Here is a 20532-nt window from a genome sequence, read left to right on the forward strand (position 1 = left end):
GCCGATCTCGTGCGCGGCGAAAAGATCGAATATGGTGGCTTGGACGGTGCGTTCTTGGCGCATTGTCGGCTCCGGCGGTGGCAGGACTTTGGAATCAGTGGCATGATCCAAGATACCTGAAACCGCCGGGCCTTGCTCGCGCAAAGCTACGATTCACTCAATAGAATCAATCGCTTGCTGTTTATGGACGGAAACTAGTCTAGGTCAGTCCGGCTATGGCGGACCGAGTTCAACGGTTTGGCGCTGCTTGTGGAGAACTCAACGCCCCTCACCAACTGCCTTGCCCTCGCAGTGCAAGATGACAGCCGGGTTATTGAGCTCTACTCCAACTCTACCGAGTAAGGTCACCCGACCGGTAACGGTCAATAACAAAAACAAGCACTTATCTTTAAAGGCGGGTTAAACCGCCCTACCCAGCAGGCGCAACGCCTCGAAGGCTGCAGTAAGGATGACGGCAACTATCGTCGGAGCCCCCAACGCAGGGCTGCGAAACTCATTGGCCCAGCAAGTCCAGCGCCCTTTGCGCTGCGATGAGGTCGACGACCGGATATCTGGTTCAAACGCGTCGATCACGGATCGTAGCCGCGTCTCGGCGTCATTGACGCGACCTTGTCGCGCGAGAACTGGTGCTAGTTGCGTTGTGGCGCGAAGCTCGAAGAATCTCGCTTGCTGCCGACGGGCGGTAGCAATCGCTGTTTCGAATAGGCGCGCGGCACCAGCTAGGTCACCTCTGCCCGCGGCGATTTGGCCACGAAGGCGGATGCATTCTGCTAGGTAGCTCGCTTCGTCTGTATCGAAAATGAGGGTATCGACATCATCAAGCATTTGCGATGCGTCTTCGATGCGACCGGCCCGCAGGAGAAGATCACAAAGTTCGCTTGCTTTCTCAGGGGTATGAAATACGACGCCGTGCCCACGCCAAAGAACCAAACTCTCCCGGACGTCATCGATGCCGGCATCCAGTTCGCCTAAATGCGAGCGGGCATGACCACGCCACCTGATGCCGCTGCTTCGACGCGCCGTGTAGCCATGCAGTTCGCAAATCTCGACGATCTTCGTAGCGTTCTCGAGGAGTTCCTCGTATTGACCAAGTAGCGCGCACAATTCGCAATGCCCGAGAAGACGCCACGCGAGTTCGAAGGGCTTATCGGCCTGGTCAAAATTTCGAATTAGGCGCTCTTTCTCTTCGACTGCAGCATCAAAGAAACCCAACAAGATCAGCGATTCGCTGAAATATTCCTGGGCAGAGACACGGGGTCGATCCGCACCGGCGAACAAGATACCCCGATTTGGGTCAACACGATCAATCAAATCTAAGGCATTCCGCAAAGCTTCCGCTGCCTGCGGTTGTTCTCCCCGATTATAATGAGCCATCCCCTTGGTAGCCCATAGACCACTCAGATGGGCCGTCGGAAGGAGATCGGCACAGTTTGCGAGCTGCTCTTCGGCCAGGGTCAGGTAATCGTGATTGCGCCCAGTGGCATAAAAAAATGGAGCGAGTGAAAGCGCAACGTCACATTGCAATTCGACTGATGCAGTCTTCGCGGCTGCAAGACGTGCATCTTCAAGCGTCTTCCCAAGGCGCTCAGAACGATACCCTTCTGCCTGCATCAAGGCATTGGCCATCGCAAGGTGGAGACGTGTCACCCGTTCGGCGCCGCCGGAGACGTCGCCAAGTCTCCTGCTGCAGTCAATAGCACTGGCAAAGTGCGACACGGCTTCCCGGGTAGCCGCTCTGGCCAGAGCGGCCCCTCCCGCCTTTTGCCAGTGATCGACCGCGCCCGCCCAATCCCACGCTTCCTGAAGATGGTGCGCGAGGAGTTCGGGTTGCGCTTCAGTGATCTCGGGCCACTTTTCCTCCAACCCGTCAGCGACTCGCTTATGTAGCTCCTGGCGCTTAGTGCGCAGCAGCGTGCCATACGCTGCGTCCTGAACGAGCGCATGCTTGAAGAGGTATGTGGCCAGCGGCCGCGTCCCGCGGCAGAACACCAGACCGGCGCCGACGAGTTGATCCAGTGCGCCGTTTAGCTCGGCGGCATTTCGCTGTGCTACTGCTGCCAGCAACTCGTAGGAGAATTCCCGACCGAGAACCGCGCCGACCTGGGCAACGTCCTTGGCGGCAGAGCCGAGACGATCAAGCCGCGCCATCACCGAGGCATGCAGCGTGGCGGGCACGTTCAACGCAGTCGCAGCAGGTTTTGAGAGCACTGTCCTGGCGTTGCCGCCCTCCAGCACAGCCTTGGTCAGCTCCTCAACGAACAGTGGCACCCCATCCGTGCGCTCGATGATCTCCGCAACAACGTCGGTCGGCAGCTCTCCGGTGCCGACGACCCGCTGGACCAGCGCAGCGCCTTCAGGACGGTCGAGCCGATTAAGAACAAGAACCGTGACGTGCGCCTGCCCGGTCCACGGCGGTTGAAACTCGGGGCGGAACGTGAGGAGAAGCAGCACTGGCAGGTGCGGCACCCGCTCGATCACCAAGTCGAGCAGCTCGCGCGAGCTGGGGTCGATCCAGTGCACATCCTCGAAGAGCATCAGCACCGGACCTCGTCGCGCCAAATTTTCGAGCTGCCGGAGAAGCGCATCGAAGATTTTCTCTTTCTTACGCTGGGGCGTCAGCTGGAGAGGCGGGAAGCGGCCTTCCGTTGGCAACGACAACAGCTCGGCCAGCAGCGCCCCGTCCTCCGGCAAAGCCGGGGCAAGCAGGGCCGCAAGCTTATCCAGCTTCCTCTCAGGCGGGTCGTCGCGCTCCAACCCGGCGGCACGTTCTAGCTGCGCAATGGTCGGGTGGAGCGCGCTGTCTTGATGGTGCGGCGAACAGAAATAGCGCAAGGGGGTGTGTGGCTCATTCTGGATCCGCTCCTGCAAGGTGACGGTGAGGCGCGACTTTCCGATGCCGGGCTCGCCTGAGAGCAGCACCACACGACCTTCACCACTTTTCGCGCGATGCCAGTGGCGCTGCAGCAGGTCGACCTCCTCCTCACGCCCGACCAGCGGCGTGGGCGTCGCGCCATGTAGCGCCTCGAACCGGCTTTCGACAGCACTCTCACGAGTCACTTGACAGGCATGGATCGGCTCGGGAAAGCCTTTCACCTGGACGGCACCAAGATCGCGATACTCGAAAAGACCGCCGACCAGCTGCCGCGTTTGCGGCCCGATCACGACCGCGTCGGGCTCGGCAAGAGCTTGCAGGCGGGCGGCGAGGTTCGGCGTCTCTCCCACGACGCCGCGCTCTTGCCCTTCGCCAGAGGTGATCAGATCGCCGACGACCACCTGGCCGGTAGCGATGCCGACGCGAACCCGCAATGGCTCGGACTGCTGAAGCCGCCTGACAGCATCGACCACAGCAAGACCGGCGCGCATCGCCTGCTCGGCGGCGTTCTCGTGCGCTTGCGGGTAGCCGAAATACACCAAAACTCCGTCGCCCATATACTTGGCGACAAAGCCGCCAAAGTGAGCGACCGTATCGGCGACACAGCGGTGATACGCTCCGATGATCTCACGCAGGTCCTCGGGATCCAGACGCGACGCGAGCGCCGTCGAACCAACGAGATCGACGAACATGACTGTCAGCTGCCGGCGTTCGGCAACCGGCTCCGAGGCGCCAAGTTGAATTTTGATCTCGACAGTGCTCGGCTTGGAGCGGTCTGTAGGCGGTCCGAGCTCTGCGATCGCCTTGAGGAGCCGCTTGCGATGGCCGAGTAGAATACCGAGCTGCTGGAGGTCGGCGTCAGTCAACTCGGGCAGAACTTCCCCATCGATAGCGTTGTCGCGAAACGCCTGCTGGTATTGCTCCAGCCCGAGACGTCGCAACCAAGCAGCAATGTCCACGACAGCTCCCCAAGGCCGTACCTCAGCACGCGATACTAACTCAAATGCCGGGAATTTCGAAGAAGGTTGGCTTGGAGAGCCCTGGTCGCCGCCGGGCGTTGTGATGACAGCCTATGGCCGCAAGGGAGACGAACGCTCGACTGATCAAGCGGCTGCATTGGACTAAATCTGCGCGTTCAGACGCATACGATGCGGGCCGGAAATAGGGGCCTTCACTCAATGGGTCCCTCGGACACTTCTCTCCTTTGTTCCGGCAGCATTTTCGAAACGCACATAATCATCAATGGACGATTTGGTGTGCCAAAGAGGACGAAGATGAGAACAGCTGAAGATCAGCCTCAGTCAGGCCGAAATGATAGCCCACAGCTGCGTCGCCCCCATCGCAAGCATGAGGATGACGCTTACTCCGATGAACAGCGCCGTAGGTATCTGCTTCAGGTGAGCGCCGAAGCGGCTGCCCGAGAAGTCGTCGACCGCATCGTCCAGCATCGCCTTTAAGTCATCCATGGCGGCCTTGGCTGCCAAGACCCCATAAACTGTGATTGCGATCACAATCGTCGCGAGCGCGAACCTGGCGGCTAGTCCCGCTGATGGCGCGTACGCCAGTATCGCGAACATGGTCGCGATACTGGCGAAAAAAGTGATCGCATATGTCTGCGTCAGATGGGCAAGTCGCGCAGCCGCCGCCGCCAGGTATTGATCAACGGTGAGTTTCGCCATGTGCTCCTCCGGCAAGTGACCCGCTTGGGTACCGAGTTGCAAATGAACTTCCCGAAATTGGCGAGGATCTATGATTGTGACCATAAGGCGCCCGCCATCCAATGCTAACCTTCATTTCCCGGGATCGGAGTTCCATATGTCCCGGTAGAGCTTCCAACTGCCGTCGTGTCCTTTCTTCCAAACCACCACATACTTCCCGGCGGCATCCACCAGCTTCGAATCCTTGCCCGGTGCCTTGAGGGAGAAAGTCCCGGACTCGTATGCAAAATTCCCGCTTTCCTGGACCTCACGCGTGGTGAGCGTGAGCTCCGATATGCCCATATCGATCGCGCCCTGCCATAGCTTTTGAATATTTTGGCGGCCATCGACCCGCGCCATATCTGGCGGGAATGCGGCTGCATCGTCCGCGTACTTCGATGCGACCCCGGCCGCATCCTTACTGTTGTACGCCTTCACGAACTCGGCATTGGCGGCTTCAATGGCTTCTTTCGCAGACTGGGCCTGGGCGGATCCGAGGCAGAGCGATGTGACAGCAACGATCAGCACACAATGCTTGAAAGTCATTTCATCCTCCCGTGTTCCGGTCTCTAGTTATTCCCCGTTTGAGGTTATCATATAGACTCTCTGGTGGTCGCCCGGCCGCAAGATCATGACGTTCCATCTGGTCGCGGCGTCACAGTGTTGGCAGGCATCCCGGCATTCCTCGATGACCGCATTGCCGTGACGGGCTGCAGCCGTGGCCATCACGCTTGCCAGCCCTGCGCATCGTCGTGCACCGAAGGTGCCCCAAACGGTAATCGCACTCGTCATGACGCAGAGCACCGGACATGCCAAATGGCCCGTTGGACTTTGCGCTGGACGATGCGACCTCAGCTTCTAGTTTAGCATTCACTAATATGCAAAGCAAACGAGAGGGGCACCGGCGCGACCGACAATTGCTGCGGCAACAAACGATTGGCAACGACGTCAGAGCGACTAAGAAGCTCTTGCACGCTCAGGCTGAACTCCGCCGATAATGGAAGAGCGCTTCTTCGATAGTGGGTTTCGCGGTGTAGCGGTCCTCCGCTACCAATCCAATGAAATCAATAACTTAGCTGAAACCCCAGGGCGCTGCCACCGTTCACCCCGACGCCTTGCAGCGACATCAAGCCGTCAGCAGGGCGCGGACTTCCACATTGAGCTGACCGCATCGCCGTTGAAGACGGCTACGCAAAGGTGCCCGACATGCCTGGTATGGGTTTCGAGAAGAAAGCGGAATTCTAGGCTGTTTCGCCAATTGCACTAATGCATGTCTCCCGAAAGTGGGAACCGGTTTCGGGATAAAGACATGCGTAAAATCAAAAACCTAAAGCGCATGGAGCGAATCTGAAAGATCGCGACGCGCTTTAGCCGTCCCCTCGGCGAACAAAAGCGCAAAGTCAGCCCATCAAAACGTTGCGCCCTCGTATGGCGTCGCTGACGGCCTCGGTGACTTGGCGCGTGGTTGCCTTGCCGCCGAGATCGGGCGTCAGTATGCCAGCTTCGCCAGCGCGCTCGATGGCTCGCATAAGCTGATCGGCTGCCTCATGCTCGCCCAGGTGACTGAGCATCTGCACCGCGGTCCAGAATGTGGCAATAGGATTGGCAATGCCTTTGCCGGTGATATCAAATGCCGACCCGTGAATGGGCTCGAACATGGATGGGAAACGCCTTTCGGGGTCGATATTGGCCGTAGGCGCAACGCCAAGGCTGCCAGTCAACGCGCCTGCGAGATCTGAAAGCACGTCGGCATGAAGGTTGGTCGCCACGATCGTGTCGAGGCTCTGCGGCTTCAGCACCATGCGCACGGTCATGGCATCCACTAGCATCTTATCCCAGGTGACATCGGGAAATTCATGCGAGATCTTCTCGGCGATCTCATCCCACATCACCATGCCATGGCGCTGCGCGTTCGATTTGGTGACGACGGTCAAGAGTTTGCGCGGCCGGGACTGCGCCAACCGGAAGGCGTAGCGAATGATGCGCTCCACGCCGACGCGCGTGAAGACCGACACATCCATGCCAACTTCTTCGGGCAGGCCGCGATGCACCCGGCCACCGGCGCCTGAATACTCGCCCTCCGAATTCTCGCGCACGATCACCCAGTCGAGGTCGCCGGCCCGGACGTCGCGCAGCGGAGAAGCAATACCGGGCAGGATCTTGGTCGGCCGCACGTTGGCGTATTGATCGAAACCCTGACAGATTTGCAGCCGTAGCCCCCAAAGGGTGACATGGTCGGGTACGTCGACCGCGCCGACGGCGCCAAAATAGATGGCGTCGAATTTCCTGAGCCGTTCCAGCCCGTCGGCCGGCATCATGACGCCATTGCGCTTATAATAATCCGATCCCCAATCGAAGTGGCTGAATTCCAGCTTCAGGTCGCCGCGCTGCTCGGCCAGCACCTCGAGCACAGTGATACCAGCATCAATAACCTCTGGGCCAATTCCGTCTGCAGGAATTGCGGCGATCGAATATTCGCGCACTGTCAATCTCCTTGGCATGCGATGGGCAGCCCTCGCGCCCGATCTTCCGGCCGTCTAAGGCCAATGCGCCGAGTGCCCCTAATTCAAAGGCACACATAACCGCCGTCGATTACCAACGCCGCCCCAGTCATGTAGCGGGCGGCGTCGCTGGCCAGATAGACCGCCAGCGCGCCAAGGTCTTCGGGATCTCCCAGCTTACCCATCGGGATGGTCTGCACATAAGCTTCGATGATTTCCGGGTTCTTCTGTGCCCAAAGCTTGTTCGGCTCGGTTCCGAAGATGCCTGGACAGATCGCGTTGACAGTGATTCCGTGCCGTGCCCAGTCCACTGCAAGGCTCCGGGTTAGCATCAGCACCCCGGCCTTTGCCGTCTCGTAATGCCGGCCTTGGATGTTGCGGCCCGCGACGATGGCATTTATCGAGGCAAGGTTGATCACGCGCCCTCCCTGGCCGCGGCGGATCATCGCGCCGCCGATATGCTTGCAGCACAGGAAGGTCGAGGTCAGGTTCAGGTCAACCAGTGCCTTCCACTGGTCCAACGGCATGTCCTCGAGAGGCACGTTCATCCGCCGCCCGCCGATATTGTTTACGAGGATGTCAAAACTCCCGTGCGCGGCCACCGCCTCAAGGCAGGCGGCTTCGCAGGTCGAAGGATCGCTCATATCCGCAACGATAGTCGCGACCCTGCGGCCGAGCGCGCGGATGTCGGCGGCGGTCTTGTCCAGACTTTCTACTGTGCGGCCCGCCATAGTAATGTCGGCGCCAGCTTCGGCAAGCCCGAGGGCCATTTCACGCCCCAGCCCCCGACTGCCGCCCGTAATGAACACCTGCTTGCCATCAAGGCGAAGCCGATCAAAAACACCCATGCTGCTGCGCTCCTCGCGCGGCCACCGTAGCGGGACCGTCACGCCTTGTTTACGCGACGCCGCGCGCCTTGTGGAATGCCAAGCTCGGATATTCCCATGCATCCGCCGCATGGATGGCGGCACTCGGGAATTAAGCCATTCCTTGAGGGCATCGGCAAAGTCGGGATGCCAGCGCGATAGGGGTGGACGGTTTTGTCGGGCTATGCCGCCAGCCGCCCGACGCGCTTTTCGTCGGTGGCGCGATCCACCTCGTTGTCGCGGCACGAGACGTAGAAATCGCCGCGTTCGGCCGACGTCCAAGTGCATCTCATATCATGGGACAAGCGTGAGCAGCCGTTCTCGCGGCTAAAGCGGAAACCGAGCGGCGCGCGCGTAACGGGCTCCTCGAACGAAGGGGTCGCTCGGCGATATCTGGACCTGCAGCGATAGCCTCTGAAGGAAAACTCCGCCTAGACTTCGCGTAATAGCGCGAACCGACGTTTTGACCGTCCTATTCGCCCCTACGGCATGGCGTCCGCGACCGACAGGTTGGAGCCGAATGGTTCAGCAGGGCAAGGAAGGCCGCTGTCGTGGAGAATGGACACCCTATTCCAAATTTACATCACGTTATCGACGAAAGACATTGGCCGCCTGCCCGTGCAAGCCCTACCCTCAGATACAGTCAGAGAAACATCAGGTGCATCGTGGCTGCGGAAATTCGACCTTATTGGCGAAACTTTATTGGCGGCGAATGGCTGGATAGTTCAGATGGGCGCTCGATTCCCATCGTCGACCCCGGCAACGGCAAGGTTATCTCCAGGGTCGCGTGCGGAGGAGCCGTTGAGATTGATCTGGCCGTTGCCGCGGCAAGGCGTTGCTTCCAGGAACGCCGGCTGCAGTCACTGACGCCGGCGGCCCGCGGCGAATTGATGTTTGCGATTGCCGGGGAGCTCGAAACCCTAGCCGATGAGATCGCGGAGCTGGAAATCCACGACAACGGCAAGACACGCGCCGCCGGCTACAACGAGGTGAAACTCACCCAACGCTACCTTCGGTACTACGGTGGGATGGCCGACAAGCTGGAGGGACGGCAGATCCCGCTTGGAGACAACGCCGTCGACTATACGATCAGAATGCCTTACGGCGTGTCCGCCCAGATCGTGCCGTGGAATGGACCGCTTCCGGTGGGCGCGCGATCTATCGCCTGCGCCCTGGTCACAGGCAACACGGTCGTGCTGAAGTCGCCGGAAGATTCGCCCCTCAGTCTGTTCGTGTTAGCAGAAGCCTGCGAACGCGCAGGTGTCCCCAAAGGCGCCGTCAACATAGTTTGCGGATATGGCCCGGAGGCGGGTGCGGCTCTCGTTGCACATAAAGATATAGACCACATCGTCTTCACCGGGTCAGTGGCAACAGGAAAGAGCGTGCTACGAGCGGCTGCAGAGCGGGTTATTCCGTGCGTAATGGAACTTGGTGGTAAATCGGCCGCCATTGCCTATGCAGACGCAGATCTTGACAATGCGGCGCGAAACATCGCCCGCGGGATACTGCATCATGCCGGCCAAATCTGTTCGGCCGCCTCGCGGCTTGTGGCCCATCGTTCAATCGTCGGGCCTTTGGTTGAAAAGCTCAAGGCCGAGGCAGCTCGACGCACTGTCGGCCCGGGGGCTGAGGGCTGCGACATGGGGCCCGTGATCTCCGAGCGCCAGCTGCAGCGCATCGAGACGTTGTGTGAAGTTGGCGTTACCGAGGGCGCCACCCTGGCAACAGGTGGAAAGCGGCTCGCGCGCGATGGATTTTTCTTGCCGCCAACGATTTTCACCGACGTTCGGCCAGATATGCGCGTCGCGCAGGAAGAATTCTTCGGACCGGTCCTGGTTGTTATCCCGTTTGACACTCCCGAGGAGGCTATCGCCATTGCCAATGGGACCGACTACGGGCTCGCGGCAGGAGTCTTTACCCGCGACCTCAAACTAGCGCTTTGGACGGCCGATCGTCTCGTCGCTGGCCAGGTCTATGTGAATGACTGGTGGGTCGGCGGTGTCGAGACGCCCTTTGGCGGAACGCGGCGCTCCGGCTATGGCCGAGAAAAGGGACAGGAAGCCCTTCTAGGCTATGTGCAGACCAAGAACGTCGGGATCAAGCTGTAATTTATCGCCGCAGTCTCGCCAATCTCCAGGCTGTACGCCATGGGCATGACGGGCAGGAACGGCGAAACGACGTCATAACCTGGCTGGACATGGCTTTCGTTTTGACAATACTGCCATCAAAAAGCGAGTGACTGGGGTGCGAAATGGAAAGCCGTTGGCTTGAGGACTTTCTCAGCCTGGTGGACACTCGAAATTTCTCCCGATCGGCCGAGGCGCGCTACACCACCCAACCAGCCTTCAGCCGCCGTATCAAGAGCCTCGAGGATTGGGTCGGCGCGAAGCTCTTTGATCGGACCACCCAACCGATCAGTTTAACGCCCTCCGGCGAACGGTTCCGGCCTGTCGCCGAGGAGGTACTTAGAAGACTCCTTCAGGGACGGGAGGATGCACGCCGGGTTGGTGAGACTTCGGCCAATCTCATCCGCTTTTCTGCAACGCACAGCCTTTCACTGACCTTCTTTCCCAACTGGATCAGGTCGATCGAGGCCAAGACCCATACCTTCAACATCAGACTGGATTCGTGCCAGTTCAACGATTGCATGCAGTCGCTGATCAAGGGTGAATCCCATTTTGCCATCAGCCACGCTCACCCGCAGGTCGAGATGAATTTGCCGCCGATGCACTTCACCTCGAAGCTCGTCGGCACCGACCGGCTGCTGCCGGTTACACTGCCCGATTCCGCCGGCGCCCCGCTTGATAAACTACCTGGTACCAAGGAAGAGCCAGTTCACTATCTAGCCTATACTGAAACGTCGGCGATCGGGCAGGCGGTCGAACACATGATCAACAATGTGGAAGAGCCGGTCTATCTGGATAAGGTTTTCGTCAGCCAGCTGGCGGCTGTGCTCAAAACGCTAAGTCGCGAGGGCCGAGGCATGGCTTGGCTGCCAGAGAGCAATATTTCAGAAGAACTGGCATCCGGCAGCCTTGTATTGGCCGGTGGCGAAAAATGGTTCATCCCCGTCGAAATTCGCATCTTCCGCTCGCGCGAGCGGCTGCCTGCGATGGCGGAAGAGTTGTGGTCCATTCTGGACGGTGAGGCCGGGCCGGCAGAACTCCTCTCACCCGAGAACTACTGATACCCCTCGCGCATCGAACAAGGCCAAGCTTGCATTGGAGGAGGCCGACACACCGGCCTATCCTTCCTGGAGGTGCAAGAGAGAGTGGGGTCTATGTTTCGAAAAAAGAAAATCGCCCTTCTGGGACTAATGCTGGAGAGCAACAGCTTCGCTCCGGCAACCGGGCGCGATGATTTCCTCAGTCGGCTCTACGTGGCCGGCATCGAAATGGCCGAGGAGCTCCGCAAGGACGAGTCGAAGATCCCTGCGGAAATGCACAGCTTCTGCGCCACGATGGACAGTTGCGTCGAATGGGAAGCCGCTCCGATACTGATCGGCCTTGTCGAGGCAGGTGGACCGATTGACCATGATTTCTTCGCCCAGACATTGGAAGACATGAAAGTTAGGCTTGAAGCGGCAATGCCGCTCGACGGGGTGTACATATGCAACCACGGCGCCATGATCACGACACAAGACCGAGATCCCGACGGCGATATCTTCGAAATGGCCCGTTCCGTGGTCGGAAAAGACTGCCCCATCGTCGTGACTCTCGATCTTCATGGGAACGTCTCCGACCGGATGGTTGCGGCAGTCAATCTGGTGGTGGCCTACCAGACCAATCCACACGTCGACATGGTCGCTCGCGGTCGCGAGGCGGCTTTTGCAATGAGCTCCATGCTATCTGGATTGCGGCCGGCGTCCGCAATCATCCGTCTGCCAGTTTGCCCGCCGACCGTGACCCTTCTCACCGACAAGGGACCCTATGCCGATCTGATGAGATATGGTCAGGCCAAGTCCGGCGGCGAGATCATGAATGTCTCGATACTCGGCGGCTTTGCCTACGCCGACACAGCAAAAAACGGCCTGTGCATCATCGTGACCGCCCGCAGCGACCGCGCCGTCGCCGAGGCAGTAGCCCAGGATATTGCCGAGTATGCCTGGAGTGACTACCGGCGCTATGACCCACACCTCACCCCACTCGACGAGGCGGTGGCAAAGGCGGTTGCAGTTGGAGAAGATCCGAGCCTACCAGCCGTCATCCTCGCCGATGTCGCCGACAATCCCGGCGGCGGAGCGAACGGCAACACGACATGGCTTCTCGAGGCCTTGATCAAGGCTCGAGCCAATGGAGCCGTGCTTGGCATTTTCAATGATCCGGCGCTGGCTCGGGAGGCCATGGAATTGGGAGAAGGCGCTCGTTTCCGGGCGGTCTTCAACCGGGTTGAGCCAGACAGGTTCTCCCGCCGATTTGAAGCCAATGCGACCGTGCTACGGATCCGCGACGGCGATTGTGTCGGTCGCCGAGGTTTCTACGCCAATCGCAGGCTCGATCTCGGCACGACAGTGCTTCTCGACGTCGAAGGCATCAAGGTTGTCGTCATTTCCATACGTACACAGTGTGCCGACCCGGTCTTCTTCGAAATGATGGGGATCGACATCAGCAAGGCGCGTTCGATCGTCGTAAAATCACGCGGTCATTTCCGTGCCGGCTTTGACGAATTCTTCGGACCAGACCAGGTGATCGAGGTGGACGCGCCCGGCCTGTCATCGCCAATTCTCACACGTTTCGATTTTAAGTTCTTGCCGCGGCCGATTTTCCCCGTCGATCGCGACGTGACGTGGCCACGCGCCTGAGCTCCGACACGAATTGCGCAAGGGGAACCATGGAATTGAATAATCTCGCCACACCGAGCCTGATCCTGGACAGGATGCTGCTTGAGGCAAATACGCGCCGGATGACCCGTAGGTTCAAGGATCATGGCGTCCGGTTTCGGCCTCACATGAAAACGGCTAAATCCATTGAGGTTGCGCGCATAGCGATCGCCGGAAATTTCGGCGGGGTGATGGTCTCGACTCTCAAGGAAGCTGAATATTTCGCAAGCCACGGAATTTCCGACATCACCTATGGCGTTACCGTTCTGCCTGACAAGCTGGCTCGGATCGCCGAGCTCGTCAAACGCGGCATCAAGGTAAGCGTCATCCTCGATCAGCTGGGCCTTGTACGGGAAGTCAACCGGCTAGCCCTCGACTTGGGCATTGTGGTTGACGTCCTCATCGAACTCGATTCAGGCGAGCAGCGTGCCGGCGTTCTCAGCGGCTCTGAGGAATTGCTGGATATCGGCCGGGCGCTTGCCGAACTGCCGGGAACCCGGCTCGAGGGCGTGCTGACACATGCCGGTCATTCCTATCAATCACGCACCATAGAGGATATCCGCAAGGTAGCGGAGGAAGAGCGTGTCGTAGCAGTGTCCGCTGCTGAACGACTAAGGGCGATTGGCCTTGCCGTTCCGGTCGTTAGCGTCGGCTCGACACCGACAGCGACCCATGGTGTGAACTTTGCCGGCGTGACGGAGGTGCGTTGCGGCGTCTACATGTTCGGCGATGTCATGCAGTCCGAGATCTATTCCTGTGGGCGGGAGGACATCTCGCTTTCGGTTCTCGCGACGGTCATCGGCCATCGGCCCCAGTTCAACACCGCACTCATCGATGCGGGCGCACTTGCCTTGTCCAAGGATCGCAGCACGGCGGCTTCGGGTCTGACGGAGGATGTCGGCTTCGGCATGGTCATGGACGTGCATTGCCAACAACGGATTTCCGGGGTCACTGTTGGCTATGTTTACCAGGAACACGGCCTCCTGGTGAGCCAGGGGCCCTTCCCCTATGACGCCCTGCCAGTCGGTTCCAAGGTGCGGATTCTCCCCAACCATGCCTGCATGACCGCGGCGATGTATGACCGATATCATGCAATTGCCGGGAGCCATGATGGCAACATCGTCGAATGGACGCGCATCAACGGCTGGTGAGGGGCTGTTGGGGATTTGCTGCGACCGTTCAGCACCGATCTGATTGCAGGCCTCGCGCCTGGTGACAAAGAGAGCCCCTGCGCCAACATGGCGTCAGGGGCTTAATTCATGTCGCGCGAAGTGCAGCCGGTCAACCGGCTTGGGAAGAAGGCGCGTTTGCTCGAAGCTTTTTCGACTTAAAGCATGTCTCCCGAAAGTGGGAACCGGTTTCGAGACAAAGACATGCGTAAGATCAAAAAAACTAAAGCGCATGGAGCGAATCTGAAAGATCGCGACGCGCTTTAACGCGCTTCGAGATGGCATTCGCTAAAGGATACTTGCGAAAGACGCTCTCAAATCCTTGCGCCTGAAGATGCGTCGAAAAGGTGAACGGACGTCTCGGGGCAATGCAATCTGATCCTCTGTCCCGGCTTGTGGGTACGACGTTCAGCGGACAGCGCGCAAATTCGCTGTCCCGCAACGTCTGCAAAGATCTGTATGTTAGGGCCAGTCGGCTCGATGACTTCCACTGTTGCACCGAACCCTTGGCTTTCGCCCGACAAGACAAGATGTTCAGGTCTCGCCCCGTAGACCACCTTTTGGCCCAACTTGGCGGACGAATCGCGTGAAATGGCGAGCCGGGTTCCATCCTTAGCCGTTACAAAAGGTCCCTCGTTATCAGCAGCAACGATACCCTTGATGAAATTCATTGACGGCGAGCCAATGAAATCCGCCACAAACAGATTGGCCGGGAAGTCATAAAGATCCATCGGCGTACCAATCTGCTCCACACGCCCTTTGTTCATGACGACGATGCGATCAGCCATCGTCATGGCCTCTATCTGGTCATGTGTCACATAGACCGACGTGGTCTTGAGCCTTTGGTGAAGGGCCTTGATCTCAGTCCGCATGACAACCCGAAGCTTGGCATCCAGATTCGAAAGCGGCTCGTCGAAGAGGAAGACCTGCGCATCCCGGACCAGAGCCCTGCCCATGGCAACGCGCTGTCGCTGCCCGCCCGACAGCTGTCGCGGCGAGCGCTCCAGATAGGGTGTCAGATCGAGTATCTCAGCGGCTTCGTTGATCTTTTCCGAAATCTCCTGCTTCGACCTTTTCCTCAACTTCAGGCTGAAGCCGATATTGTCAAAGACGCTCATATGCGGATAGAGGGCGTAGTTTTGAAAGACCATGGCGATGTCGCGGTTGCGGGCCGGCACGTCATTGATCACCCGTGTGCCGATCGATATCTCGCCGTCCGATATCGATTCCAAACCGGCGATCATGCGCAGCAACGTGGATTTGCCGCAGCCGGATGGCCCGACCAGGACGACAAACTCCTGGTCCTCAATGTCAATATCGATGCCATGGAGGATCTCCAGGGTGCCAAACCACTTCTCGACGCCGCTGATGGTAACCGATGCCATGTTGGAAGGTCCTTATATTTCCAAGGCTTATTTGACCGCTCCGAGCGCCATGCCGCGGATGAGATAGCGTTGCAGCCAGGAGAAGACGATGGCGACAGGGACAGTGGCAAGCACAGTCGCCGCCATGACGTGGTGCCACTCGACCTGGTAACGTCCAGCCACCTGGGAGAATATCTGTACCGGCAACGTGTAATCGTTCTGGCTGCGGATCAAAGTGAGCGCCAGCACGAATTCATTCCAGCTGTTGATGAAGGTGAATATCGCGGTCACGACCATGGCTGGAATGGCCAGCGGCAAGAAGATCTTCACCAAGCTGGTAAAGCCGGTTGCACCATCTATCCAGGACGCTTCCTCAAGCTCGCGCGGAATCGTGTTGAAGTAGCTCTGCAGCATCCAGATCGTGAAGGCCATATTGAAGGCGACATAGGTGACGACCAGAGAATTGAGGCTGTTGACCAAGTTGAGATGCACCATCAGCCGGAACAGGCCCAGGACAAGCACGATCGGCGACATCATCTGTGTCATCAAAAGGAAATTCCTGTAGAGCCCTTTTCCGGAAAAGCGGTAGCGCGACAGTGCGTAAGCGGCAGGAATAGACAGCGCGATGGCGATGATCGTCGAGGTCAGGCTGACATAGAGACTGTTTAGAAGCGCCCCGCCGAAATTGGTCTTCACCCACATTTCGGCGAAGTTTTCCCAACGAAATTCGCTGAAGGTCCAGGTCGGCGGGTAGACGAAGAGTTCGTCGCGTGGTCGCAGGGCGGTCACGAACATGATGCCGAAGGGCAACAGGATAACAACGCAAAGCGGTGACAGCAAAAGCCAGTAAAGAAGGCTCTTTTTCAGCTTAGGCGTCATGTTTCACCTCCTCGTCGGCGCTGTCGTGTTCCTGCCGCATCACCATGAGCACATAGGCGATGGTGAAGACGAACAGCACAGAGAACATGATAAGCGAGATCGCAGACGCTTTACCGAGCTGGCCGAAGCGAAAAGCCAGTTTGTAGAGATAGGTCACCAGGATGTCGGTGCCGTTGGCTGGCCCGCCTTCCGTCATGACCCAGATGATTGGAAGCGAATTGAAGACATAGATGACATTGAGCACTATCGCGATGTTGATGAAGGGCTTCATCAGCGGCAGCGTGATATAGCGGAACAGCTCCCAGGGCTTGGCGCCGTCCACAACCGCGGCCTCATAAGAATCCTGCGGCAAAGAGGACAGGCCGCCAAGAAAGATCGTCGTTGTGAATGGAATGGAGACCAGGATACCGACAAGGATCTCGACGGTGAAGGCAAGTGGAGCGGTGGCGAGCCATTCGATCGGCTCGCTGATGATGTGGAAATCCATCAGCGTCGCATTGATGAGTCCGGCGCGACCATTGAGGCTCCAGCGCCAGAGCACGGCTGTCATGGTGAGTGAAATCGCCCAGGGCAACATGACAATGACGCGGGCAAGGCCCCGACCATGGAAATCGTCATTAAGCATTATCGCGATCGGCAGTGATATGATCAGCGTTCCGCCAACCACCGCGACCGTCCAGATCACAGTGCGCACCAATGATGAATAGAAAAGCGGATCACGAAACACTTCGGCGAAATTCACCAAGCCGACGAAGCCCATCATCTTTCCGAAGCGGCTGACCTCCTGCATTGACGTCCAGGCGAGGTCAAGAATCGGATAGCCGATGATCGACATCGCCAGAAGGAAACTCGGCAGGATCATCAACAGGGGTGTCGTCGGTATGCGCGTCCGCGATTTCATGATCCCGTTCCACGGCTATTGAGGCTCGCTCAGGGAAATGGGCGGGCTACCCCACGCCCGCCCATCTTTTGCGGCAGCGCCTACTTGCTGCGAATTTTGTTGATATCGGCCGCGGCAGCCTTGAGCGCTTCGTCAGGCTTGGCTTGGCCAAGATAGATCTGCTGCAAGGCGCGAACTGTCGTGTCGGCGATCTCTTCCCAATTCGCGATCGTCGGAGCAAACTTCGCATAGGGCAGACCCGCTGCAAAGCCGGCAATATCAGGATCGCTGCTGTAGTATTTCTCAGCCGCGACATTCTTCGTTACGGGCAGGAAGCCTTCGCCATGATCGAACTTGGTCCGCCATTCGTCCTTGTACGCGAACTCGATAAACTTCCAAGCTTCCTTCTTCACTTGTGAGGAGGAGAAGAGCATCAGCGTGTCGGTCACACCGTAGGTCGCCTTGGCCTTGCCTTCCGGGAAAGGCAGGACCTTGTACTTCAGGTTCGGCGCCTCGGCCTTGATCTGAGGAATGAGCATCGGGAAGGTGAAGACCATCCCGACCTTGCCTTGCTTGAAGAGGTTGAAAACGTCTTCACGGGTGTAGTTGGTCGGAGAAGGCTGGGTCAGTCCTTCGTCGATCATTTTCTTGTACAATGTCACAGCCTGGAGTGCCTCAGGCGTATCGAGGCCCGACGTCCCATCACCCTTCAGGATGTCGCCGCCGTGAGTCCAAAGGCTATAGTAGAAATAGGCGTCGGTCTCGATTTCCTTGCCCTGCAGACCGAAGGCAAAGGTGTCGGGAACAGCCTTGAGCTTCTCGGCAGTCGTATAGAACTCGTCCCAGTTGGCGGGAGCCTTGGCGCCGGCCTTGTCGAGCAGATCGGTGTTGACCAGCATGGCGCGGGCAGAGGCGGCGACCGGCAGCCCCATGGTCTTGCCGTCGATGACGGACGGCGCCATGAAAGTGTCGATGAAGGTCGACTTGAATTCTGGCGTCAGGTAGGAATCGACCGGCTCGGCGATGCCCTGGGAGGCGAAGTCGACCAGCCAGCGCGTACCGATGATCGAAATGTCGGGGGCCTGGCCGCCGGCGATATCGGTGGTTAGCCGCTGCAGGAGCGTGTCCCACGGCACCACCTGGATGTTGATATGGATGTCGGGATTCTCCTTCTCGAAGGCCGCCGCCACTTCCTCAAAGTACGGGCCAGTCTTGGAGCTGTACTCCGCCACAGTGAAGTTGACCTGCGTTTTGGCATAAGCCGGGCTGCCCGCCCAAGCCATGCCAACAGCGAGGGCTGACGCAGCCATCGCTTTGCGAATGCTGAAAGTCATGAATTTGTTCTCCTCATGAGGTGTTTCTCTTCTTTTCGACCCGAGGCGGCAGCACTCAGGCGCCGCATTGACCAAGACACTGTGCGCCAGCAAAGCGATAGGTTAAAATACAATTATCGCATAGAGGCATGAAGATGCAGCATAGGATGCATTATGACATCCATGATACTTATCGCAACAAGCGCAGCACAACAAAAGGCGACCTTCATCACCTTCCGTTGTGTTTCGATAGTATGCTTATGGCGACGCGTTCTAGATTTGCTTGAAATTGAACTCCGGCTCGTAGCCGAGGAAATGTCGCGCTTTTTCTATCGACAACAATGTCTCGCGGCCCTTGATCTCGCGCTTGAATTGTACGTCAGGAAAGACCGTTTTCATGAGCTCAGCGCTTTCTTGCTCCATTACGGTGTCGGCGTTGGCGATGATGAAATGATCTGCGCCGACAAGATCAACATGCAGCGCCTTGCGCACCGCCTGGGCGCAATCGCGCGCGTCAATGTAGCCCCAGCAGTTCCACTCCCTGACATGCGGGTCGTCCTGCCAGGACGAGAAGCGGTCGTAATCCGACGGCTCCATGACATTGGAAAGCCTGAGCCCAATGAAGGTCGTCTCGGGGTTCCACCGTTGCATCTGTCGGGCCATTTCCTCGCCAAGGTCCTTGGACAGTGAATAGGCGCTTTCCGGTCGCATGGGATGATCTTCGTCAATCGGCACGTAGGACGGCGGGTTGGACGGGCTGAAAGGCAGGCCCAACGTGGTCTCGCTCGATGCCCAAACGATCCGCTTGACGCCCACGCGGATGGCCGCGTCAAAGACATTATAGGTTGTCACGACATTGTTGCGGAAAATGACATCGTCGGGCATCAGGTCGGGTGCCGGAATGGCCGCCAGATGAACCACGGCATCTGGCGTGCGGAACTTGCGGAAAGGATGATCCTTGCCGCCGCTCCACTGCAAAGCGTCGACAACCTGGCCAAGATCATTGAGATCGACTTTGTAGAACGGGCAGACGGGATCCCTTGAAGCTTGCGCGTCAACATTCAAGACGCTGTAACCGTGCTCCACCAGACCACGACAGACTGCCCTGCCCGCCTTGCCGCTGCCGCCGGTAACGACGATGTTTTTCATTGACTGTTCCCTGTATCTGCCACGCCGGCCAAAGCTCCTGCGGATTTCACCCGGCCAGCCAATCGAGGACACCCTACGGTCCAGGGTATCGGTAGGCGAATGCGAAATACTGATCCTGCCATGCCCGTTCTGCATTGGAAGACCGCATTGACGGCCGGTAGTAGTTGATCGGTGAGAAGAGCAACCGCCTGGACAGGCGACCGGGGAGATTGGACATGGCTCGCCATGACGGGACGATTGCGGTCGTGACGGGTGCAGGCCATGGGATCGGACGTTCTATCGCCAGTCAGTTAGTCGCCGAGGGCGCTGCGGTGGCGGTTCTCGAAATCGACGAGCCTAAGGGGAGCGAGACGGTCAGCCAGATTGTTGAGGCCGGTGGCCGCGCGGCTTTTGTCAAGGCCGACATAACAAATGCCGATCAGGTGGAGACCGCATTTGCCGCGGCTGAGAACGCGCTTGGTCCGGTCAACCTGCTTGTCAACAACGCAGCCTTTACCGACGCAGGCGATCTCAAGGGCATGGGCCTCGACTCGTGGCACCGCGAAATCGATGTCAATCTCAATGGCACATATCACTGCATACGCGCCGTCCTCCCGCGCATGCGATCACGGGGCGGCGGCGCCATCGTCAACATCGCGTCGGTAAACGGGATGCGCTATTTCGGCAATCCGAGCTACAGCGCCGCGAAGGCGGGCGTTATCAACCTAACCATGTCGGTGGCCTCCGAATTCGGCCGTGACGGTATTCGATGTAACGCCGTCTCTCCTGGTTCGGTACGCACCGACAACATCACTTGGACCATTCGCCAGCAAAAGGACCCGGGCGTCTTCGAGAAGCTTGGCCGCTGGTATCCACTTGGCCGCGTCGCCGAGCCAATGGACATCGCCAAGGCTGTCTCCTTCTTGGGGTCCAATGACGCCGCGTATATTTCGGGAGTGGTCCTGCCTGTCGACGGCGGCATGCTGGCAGGCATGAACGTCATGATCGACGAATTCATCCTCGAAGCCTGAGAGCCCGGGGGGA

General features: G+C 58.6%; 15 protein-coding genes. 5 read left to right on the top strand and 10 right to left on the bottom strand.

All coding sequences use genetic code 11. The features are described from left to right. Positions 1-399: 399 nt before the first annotated feature. The 5 genes from RFN28_RS03165 to RFN28_RS03185 all read right to left on the bottom strand — a co-directional run bounded on the left by RFN28_RS03165 (position 400) and on the right by RFN28_RS03185 (position 7918). Positions 400-3831: an adenylate/guanylate cyclase domain-containing protein gene (locus tag RFN28_RS03165; RefSeq protein ID WP_320285923.1), complete on the bottom strand. Its 3432-nt coding sequence runs from the start codon at positions 3829-3831 to the stop codon at positions 400-402. Positions 3832-4173: 342 nt separating this feature from the next. Beyond that, positions 4174-4551, bottom strand: coding sequence for a hypothetical protein (locus RFN28_RS03170; RefSeq protein ID WP_320285924.1), 378 nt, complete (start codon positions 4549-4551; stop codon positions 4174-4176). Positions 4552-4662: 111 nt separating this feature from the next. Further along, positions 4663-5115 carry a YybH family protein gene (locus RFN28_RS03175; RefSeq protein WP_320285925.1) on the bottom strand — a complete coding sequence of 151 codons (453 nt, stop codon included), beginning with the start codon at positions 5113-5115 and terminating at the stop codon, positions 4663-4665. Between the two features lie 854 nt (positions 5116-5969). Next, on the bottom strand, positions 5970-7052 hold the full coding sequence (locus RFN28_RS03180; protein ID WP_320285926.1) for a tartrate dehydrogenase: 1083 nt from the start codon (positions 7050-7052) through the stop codon (positions 5970-5972). An 83-nt stretch (positions 7053-7135) separates the two neighbouring features. After that, the gene (locus RFN28_RS03185) at positions 7136-7918 is read right to left on the bottom strand and encodes an SDR family NAD(P)-dependent oxidoreductase (protein ID WP_320286161.1); all 783 of its coding nucleotides are present in this window, start codon (positions 7916-7918) and stop codon (positions 7136-7138) included. A 683-nt stretch (positions 7919-8601) separates the two neighbouring features. On the opposite strand from RFN28_RS03185, the gene RFN28_RS03195 reads away from it, so the two are divergent. From RFN28_RS03195 to RFN28_RS03210, 4 genes are all read left to right on the top strand, one after another. Continuing rightward, the gene (locus RFN28_RS03195; protein WP_320285927.1) at positions 8602-10044 is read left to right on the top strand and encodes an aldehyde dehydrogenase family protein; all 1443 of its coding nucleotides are present in this window, start codon (positions 8602-8604) and stop codon (positions 10042-10044) included. A gap of 143 nt (positions 10045-10187) precedes the next feature. Continuing rightward, the gene (locus tag RFN28_RS03200) at positions 10188-11123 is read left to right on the top strand and encodes a LysR family transcriptional regulator (protein ID WP_320285928.1); all 936 of its coding nucleotides are present in this window, start codon (positions 10188-10190) and stop codon (positions 11121-11123) included. Positions 11124-11216: 93 nt separating this feature from the next. Beyond that, positions 11217-12737, top strand: a complete 1521-nt coding sequence (locus RFN28_RS03205) for a M81 family metallopeptidase (RefSeq protein ID WP_320285929.1) — start codon at positions 11217-11219, stop codon at positions 12735-12737. A gap of 29 nt (positions 12738-12766) precedes the next feature. Then, positions 12767-13906, top strand: coding sequence for an alanine racemase (locus tag RFN28_RS03210; protein WP_320285930.1), 1140 nt, complete (start codon positions 12767-12769; stop codon positions 13904-13906). Positions 13907-14238: 332 nt separating this feature from the next. Here the strand turns inward: RFN28_RS03210 and RFN28_RS03215 are convergent, their stop codons facing one another. The 5 genes from RFN28_RS03215 to RFN28_RS03235 all read right to left on the bottom strand — a co-directional run bounded on the left by RFN28_RS03215 (position 14239) and on the right by RFN28_RS03235 (position 19509). Further along, on the bottom strand, positions 14239-15309 hold the full coding sequence (locus tag RFN28_RS03215) for an ABC transporter ATP-binding protein (protein ID WP_320285931.1): 1071 nt from the start codon (positions 15307-15309) through the stop codon (positions 14239-14241). A gap of 27 nt (positions 15310-15336) precedes the next feature. Continuing rightward, positions 15337-16167, bottom strand: coding sequence for a carbohydrate ABC transporter permease (locus RFN28_RS03220; RefSeq protein WP_292109764.1), 831 nt, complete (start codon positions 16165-16167; stop codon positions 15337-15339). After that, positions 16157-17068, bottom strand: coding sequence for a carbohydrate ABC transporter permease (locus RFN28_RS03225; protein ID WP_320285932.1), 912 nt, complete (start codon positions 17066-17068; stop codon positions 16157-16159). Before RFN28_RS03225 ends, RFN28_RS03220 begins: the two co-directional genes overlap by 11 nt. A gap of 80 nt (positions 17069-17148) precedes the next feature. Further along, a complete protein-coding gene (locus RFN28_RS03230) occupies positions 17149-18381 on the bottom strand; it encodes an ABC transporter substrate-binding protein (protein ID WP_430677121.1) in 1233 nt (410 codons plus the stop codon). Between the two features lie 252 nt (positions 18382-18633). After that, positions 18634-19509, bottom strand: coding sequence for an NAD-dependent epimerase/dehydratase family protein (locus tag RFN28_RS03235; RefSeq protein WP_320285933.1), 876 nt, complete (start codon positions 19507-19509; stop codon positions 18634-18636). A 215-nt stretch (positions 19510-19724) separates the two neighbouring features. Here RFN28_RS03235 and RFN28_RS03240 point away from each other — a divergent pair, with 215 nt between their 5' ends. Further along, the gene (locus RFN28_RS03240) at positions 19725-20519 is read left to right on the top strand and encodes an SDR family NAD(P)-dependent oxidoreductase (RefSeq protein ID WP_320285934.1); all 795 of its coding nucleotides are present in this window, start codon (positions 19725-19727) and stop codon (positions 20517-20519) included. Positions 20520-20532: the final 13 nt, after the last annotated feature.

It is taken from the genome of Mesorhizobium album (genome assembly GCF_033977205.1).
In the GTDB taxonomy this organism is placed as follows: domain Bacteria; phylum Pseudomonadota; class Alphaproteobacteria; order Rhizobiales; family Rhizobiaceae; genus Mesorhizobium; species Mesorhizobium album.